This window comes from Bacillus sp. AFS029533 (genome assembly GCF_002585125.1).
Classification (GTDB): domain Bacteria; phylum Bacillota; class Bacilli; order Bacillales; family Bacillaceae_G; genus Gottfriedia; species Gottfriedia luciferensis_B.
This window is the reverse complement of the sequence record NZ_NUQC01000011.1, coordinates 42,474-48,481: the sequence shown is the minus strand read 5'-3', so window position 1 is coordinate 48,481 and position 6,008 is coordinate 42,474. Positions and strand designations below refer to the sequence as shown.

The following is a 6,008-nucleotide window of genomic DNA, read 5'->3' as shown; positions in this document are numbered from 1 at the left end:
TAGGTATAGATATGTTATTTTAATGTTTCGTAAAATCCTTTAATAATATTTTTAATTTAATACAACTAACTCATGCAATAGTACAACAAGCAATCAGATTCAGTGTTTAATCAAAAAACAAGAAAAGGGATGAAATATTGAATAAGTCAAAATGGATACCATTGTCTAATATTAAGGATGATGAGGAAATATGGGCAGGAGCAAGAGTAAGATTATACGATGTTGGATTGAATTCAAGTGACAAAGAAAAAGATTACTATGAATTTATAATTTCTTACATTTACGATAATAATGACCATCTTCAATTAACCAATTTAACACCAGGCAAAGCAGGATATGTAACATTTGTTTTAGAAAAGGATTTACCGAACAACTTTGGATTAGGTAAAACATTAAAATATTTAATAGGCTTAGAAAATGCCTATATTAAATTTGAGTTTGAATAATTAAAAACTAAGGGATGCACCTACTTTAAGGTGTTTTCCTTAGTTTCATAATTTATCAACATTATCTTATATAACTAACGCATGCGTGTGCGGCCGAGCCTAGGTCGTATCATATAGCGGGTGGGATTCCCGTCGAGTAAGAACTAGCCATTCACTCGTAGCGAGTCTTGGAGGGCTAAAGGTAACTTTAGTCTTTAAGCGTAGACAGTTAGGTTGCGGGCCGAAAGCCAAATGGTTGAAGGGATTGAGCTTCGAAATGTTAGTAAAACGAGAGGGCTGATGCCTTACGCATAGCAGAAAGCAACATTTTACCTTTCATTAAAGGCAAGAAGGGTAAAACCTCTCCGGAGTCAGAGACCTTGGCACGTAATACATTGATATGATACGGCAACTCGGGAGACCCTACTGGTCTTTTCATTTAGAAGAAGAGTATGGTGTACAAACGATAACAAGTAAGGAAACCAAATGCCGATGTAGGGAGCCGGATAGCAGCGTAGTACCTATGAAGTTGGGTAATGCCAATGGAGGAAAGGCTGCTACCAAAGAATCACCCTTAATAGGGACACATTTACTACACACAGAGGTAGAATAAATGGAAACAAAACTATTAAGGATAGTAGAATTAGCAATATTTAAGATTGCTACATTCTATGAATGATAACTTGGAGGAGCCGTGTGCATTAATAGTGCAAGCGCGGTTCTGAGAGGGGTTGTACAACAATGGGAGCTGATCAATCGATCGGCTCCTTTATTATTTTTAGAGTTAAGTTGAATTAGAAATGATATAGTAATTGGGTCGAAATAACTCAGATGGATGATCAAAAATTTATTGGAAAACTAGATAACAAACCTTATTGAATACAAGATTTAAAAGCTGGCGATGAAGTTGCATTTGGAATTGAAAACATTTGTGATACAGAATATGATGACCCAAATTCCTCAAATTGGGATTACTATTTTGATACAAAGGTCATTGTTAGTGATGATGTACTTGAAAAAAGAGAGTTTAACTTTCTACTAAGGGATGTTTCGAAAGGCGAAGGTGACTCTGGTTGGTCAATATTAAGTGGTTTCGAAGATGATGAATTTCTTGGTGATTCCAAAAATTTTCAGGTTATATCTATTGGTGTAATCCTAAATATCGATGACTCCATTCTAGATTTTATTGAAGAACCTCCTTTATGTGCATACGAAAGAAACGAAGACGGCAACTTTATTAAAATAGAAGACTGCGATTGGGAAACATATTTAAATGAATAAGATCATCTCTTCTTATTCAAATACCATGAAAATAACTATCTACTAAAAAGTTGTTCCATTAACCATTTTCCTTATGCAACTAAACTGCCAGTAAATTACCGATAAAAATAAACAAAAAAAAAGACCTTTTCTAAGGTCCTTCGGTGTTTTTTGACTAACGTTTTAATCTATTACTGGACTTGTAAATCAAAGAAATGAGCAATCACAATGCCTCGTCTTTTTAATAGTTGCCTAACTCTAATTTGTAGTTAATCGTTTTCTATATAGGAAAAAGAATACAATCGCAATCAATAAGGCAGTTGGAAAAATGACTAAACTATACTTTGCAAAAATAGACGCAACTTTATCCCATTCTTCACCAAAAATTTTTCCTAATGTTATAAAAGTGAATCCCCAAAGGATTGCTCCAATAAATGCAAACGTTGCAAATTTTCTATACGAATATTTATTAATGGCAGCAAAATAAGCAGTTAAATGCCTGACTCCGGGTATAAAAAATCCTATTATAAGAATATATGGTCCAAATTTTGTAAATAAGCTTTTTGTCATTTCAATTTTTTTCTCTGTAATATGAACTTTTGGTCCATATTTATTAAGTAAAGGTAAACCAAATATGTATCCAAGTAAATAGCTTAATGAGATTCCACAAATGATTCCAATCATCGCACAAGCTATTGAAGGTAAATATAATAATCTACCTATAAATACATTATAACCTATGTATACTAAAAGAATTTCATCTGGTAGTGGTAATCCTATAATTCCTCCTATTAATGCTAAAATGATGCCTAAATAACCATAGTGACTAATTAGTAAGTTTAAATGGTGAACCATTGATATACACATCCTCGATTTTTTCCGCGTGAAGTAAATAGGCAAAAAATTAATTTTAAAGATAATATCATTGTATACAAACAAAAGTATTTTATAGCATTTTTTTAAATATGGCAATTCAAAATTCAAATAATTTTGTTATTATTAGAATGATTTAATATTACGATAGAAAATAATGAAATTTAGGTGCTAAAAATGATTAATTATTATGAAATAACCCCAAATATATTTAGTAGGAAAGAAACAATCATCATGTTTCATGGTTGGGGTTCAACGATTGAATCACAAATAAAACTTGGCAATGAGCTATCTGAATTAGGATTTAAAGTTGTTATTCCCGAAATTAAATACCATGATTCCAGACAAGCTCTAAATAACCATTTCGATCAAGAGATTTTACAAACATATTTTTGGAAATCGATATTTGAAACAATTGATGAAGAAGATGAAATGATATATCAGCTTAATTTACAAAAAGAAAATACGATTCTGTTAGGCAGTTCAATGGGTGGTTTCATTGCAAGTGGAATGTTTTTTTCAAACAATAGTTATGCCGGGCTAATTAATATTAATGGATCAAGTTCTTATATTTATTCTGAGCAGGATTTTCGTATAAAAGATAGAAGAGAACCATTAAATGATAGTGAATTGGAAAAGTTTGTGATATATGATCCAAAATATAAAAAAAGTACGATAAGAAAGCCTGTTTTATTTTTACATGGCGAACAGGATCTAGTTATTCCAATTGGTGGGCAACTCGATTTTTTAAAAACAAATCATCATTATTATATAGATTTTCTTAAGTATAAGGATGTAAATCATACAATCACAACTAGTATGAAAAACGACATATTGAATTGGCTTGATAAAAATTTTAAATAGGAGAGGATTTTATATGAGTGAAAATTCACTACCAAATGGATTAGCTAAACCTGCAATTAGAGCATTAACTTCAGAAGGTTACTTACAGTTGGAGCAATTCACACAATTAAGTGAAGCGGAAGTATTAAAATTACATGGAATGGGACCTAAGGCGATTATGACAATTAAAAATGCATTGGAAGAGAATGGATTATCTTTTAAAAAATAATATTGGCTAGCGATTAAGAACTGATCAAATTTCAGTTCTTTTTTTGTCTTTATTAAGTAAATGAAGGTGTTATAAAAAATCATTGATTAACTCATTTTTACCATAAGTTGTTAGGATATTAATATAAACTATAGTGATATAATGATTCTTATCGATTAATTTTCATAAAAAGGAGGAAGGCTATTGAAACCTAACTTGTCTCCTATACAAAAAAAAGGAAACCGTTATTATTTAACAGTAAATAAGAAATTTTGGTTTAGCCATTTTATTTCATTTTCTTGGTTACTTTTTTCAATTTATTTATCAATTCCTTGGGTAAAGGACTTATCTGACGTTGTTACTACGCCAGTAGCAATCATCATAATAGGAGGTATTGCCTATATACCGGGCTATATGAGCACTTTTTTAGTCATAAGTTTACTACTCGATAAACAACCGAATTTTAAAAATGAATTTCCAGATGATTCGGTAACTGTATTAGTGGCTGCTTATAATGAAGAAGGTGCTATTTTTAATACGTTAAAATATATTTCAGATCAAGACTATACTGGTGAAATAAACGTTATCGTTATTAATAATAATTCAACTGATGGTACAGATCGTGAAGTAATGAGGGCGAAAACAGAGTTAAATTCAAATATAACTTTATTACATCAACCAAAACCAGGTAAATTTCATGCACTTAATTTAGGTTTGGAGTATGTAAAAACAACATATGTCATTACATTAGATGCAGATACATTAATTCATCCTTCCGCAGTAAGATACTTAGTTTCAAGAATAAAAAGTAGCCCTACCGATGTTTGTGCTGTTGCTGGCTCAATGTTAGTTCGTAATAGTCGTGAAACATTTTGGACTAAGATCCAAGAATGGGACTACTTTTTAGGAATTGCTTCTATAAAAAGACTTCAGGGATTATATCAAGGAACACTAGTTGCACAAGGGGCGTTTAGTTTATATAAAACTGATTGTGTCAAGGAAGTCAATGGTTGGCCAGATGCAATTGGAGAAGATATCGTTCTAACATGGAGACTTTTACAAAAGCAATGGAAGGTATATTTCGAACCTTTAGCAGTAGCATTTACTGATGCACCTACTACCTTTGGTCATTTTGCTAAACAAAGATCAAGGTGGGCAAGAGGGATGGTTGAAGGACTAATTGAAATAAAACCGTGGCAACAACCACAAGTATATACAAAGTATTTAACTGGTATTAACCTCTTGATGGTTTACTTAGATCTTATTTACACTTTATGTTGGATTCCTGGATTGATTTTAGCGTTTTTTGGAATCAACATTATTGTTGGACCAATGACTTTATTAGTTCTCCCATTAACATTCATTAGCTATTCAATCCTTTATTTTTACCAGAAAAACTATGTTTTCCGTAATTTAAATTTAAGAATAAGAAATAATCGTATAGGATTTCTATTCTTCCTATTATGCTATCAAATGATTATGTCGCCAATTTCACTTTATGGCTATATTCAAGAATTCTTTAAATTAAAACGAGTTTGGGAATAAAAACTTTATCATCATAAAAAAAGGGGATCACTAAAGTAAAAATACTTTTTGTGATCCCCTTTATGTTTTTATAAATTTTTTGTTTCTTTCTTTATTGAGCTATCTAACTTCATCTTTAATTGAACTTCTTGATCCGCGATAATATCATCATCTTCGGCATTATCACGAACAACCTTTTGGGTTAAAATTGAGCCTACTGCTACTAATAGCATAACTGCAATATAATAACCTTTTTCGTTTAACTCCATATCTGCATTATAAAGTCCAATACAAAACAAAAATACTCCTGCAACTAATGTAAAGTAAGCTAAAACAGTAAATGCTGGTGTGTTTCTACGTCTGTGCTTCTGCAAATTTAATCACGCTCCGCATAAGATTTTACAAAATTATTTGACGTTAAAAAATGCTATTAAGAAGATATAAATGATTTCAAATTAATTCTTAACGTCTGTTATTATTATATAAAATTTGTTGTTAAATAGTAATAAAATTCTAATAAATTAGTAAATTGGAAAATATTACTGGAATTTTTTAGGAAAAAGCTAAATAAAAAATAGAGAAATACAAAAAGGTATCTAATCACAAATAGATAGGAAATATTTATTTGGAGAGGATGGTCAGATTTTGAGTAATAGAGGTGCTGGTATTGGTGGAATCGTGTTTGTAGGCTGTATGTTTCTAGGCGGAGGAATTGGAAGTTTATTACATGAACCACATTCTGGTTGGCTAATTGGAATGGGTGTTGGATTTTTAGGGCTCGCTTTAACAAGATTTCTAATAAAAAGTTAATTCGGGAACTAAAAAAGAACCACAAGGGAAATGATAACCTTGTGGCTCTTTCAATTGAAGAGGAC

General features: G+C 31.2%; 7 protein-coding genes and 1 pseudogene. 6 read left to right on the top strand and 2 right to left on the bottom strand.

Features of this window, described 5'->3' with window-relative positions; all coding sequences use genetic code 11:
- Window positions 1–155: 155 nt before the first annotated feature.
- Both COE53_RS06320 and COE53_RS24470 read left to right on the top strand, forming a co-directional pair.
- Window positions 156–446: a hypothetical protein gene (locus COE53_RS06320; protein WP_069033476.1), complete on the top strand. Its 291-nt coding sequence runs from the start codon at window positions 156–158 to the stop codon at window positions 444–446.
- Window positions 447–1,238: 792 nt separating this feature from the next.
- Window positions 1,239–1,706: pseudogene (locus tag COE53_RS24470) on the top strand (immunity protein Imm33 domain-containing protein); the annotation flags it as partial.
- Window positions 1,707–1,943: 237 nt separating this feature from the next.
- Here the strand turns inward: COE53_RS24470 and COE53_RS06305 are convergent.
- Complete coding sequence (locus COE53_RS06305; RefSeq protein ID WP_069033465.1) at window positions 1,944–2,540, bottom strand: DedA family protein; 597 nt, start codon at window positions 2,538–2,540, stop codon at window positions 1,944–1,946.
- Window positions 2,541–2,735: 195 nt separating this feature from the next.
- Here COE53_RS06305 and COE53_RS06300 point away from each other — a divergent pair, with 195 nt between their 5' ends.
- The 3 genes from COE53_RS06300 to COE53_RS06290 all read left to right on the top strand — a co-directional run bounded on the left by COE53_RS06300 (window position 2,736) and on the right by COE53_RS06290 (window position 5,154).
- Entirely contained in the window at window positions 2,736–3,422 is a 687-nt protein-coding gene (locus tag COE53_RS06300; RefSeq protein WP_069033464.1) for an alpha/beta hydrolase family protein, read from the top strand.
- Between the two features lie 13 nt (window positions 3,423–3,435).
- Entirely contained in the window at window positions 3,436–3,630 is a 195-nt protein-coding gene (locus COE53_RS06295; RefSeq protein ID WP_069033463.1) for a helix-hairpin-helix domain-containing protein, read from the top strand.
- Window positions 3,631–3,813: 183 nt separating this feature from the next.
- A complete protein-coding gene (locus tag COE53_RS06290) occupies window positions 3,814–5,154 on the top strand; it encodes a glycosyltransferase family 2 protein (RefSeq protein ID WP_069033462.1) in 1,341 nt (446 codons plus the stop codon).
- Between the two features lie 68 nt (window positions 5,155–5,222).
- On the opposite strand, the gene COE53_RS06285 is transcribed toward COE53_RS06290, so the two are convergent.
- Window positions 5,223–5,507 (bottom strand): YiaA/YiaB family inner membrane protein, encoded by a 285-nt coding sequence (locus tag COE53_RS06285; protein ID WP_069033461.1) that lies wholly within the window; start codon window positions 5,505–5,507, stop codon window positions 5,223–5,225.
- A 271-nt stretch (window positions 5,508–5,778) separates the two neighbouring features.
- Here COE53_RS06285 and COE53_RS23865 point away from each other — a divergent pair, with 271 nt between their 5' ends.
- Entirely contained in the window at window positions 5,779–5,943 is a 165-nt protein-coding gene (locus COE53_RS23865; RefSeq protein WP_175403474.1) for a hypothetical protein, read from the top strand.
- Window positions 5,944–6,008 lie beyond the last annotated feature (65 nt).

Excerpts from the sequence above, each read along its gene's own strand:
- COE53_RS06300 (WP_069033464.1), top strand. The coding sequence starts at position 2,736 with ATGATTAATTATTATGAAATAACCCCAAATATATTTAGTAGGAAAGAA.
- COE53_RS06295 (WP_069033463.1), top strand. The coding sequence starts at position 3,436 with ATGAGTGAAAATTCACTACCAAATGGATTAGCTAAACCTGCAATTAGA.
- COE53_RS06305 (WP_069033465.1), bottom strand. The coding sequence starts at position 2,540 with ATGGTTCACCATTTAAACTTACTAATTAGTCACTATGGTTATTTAGGC.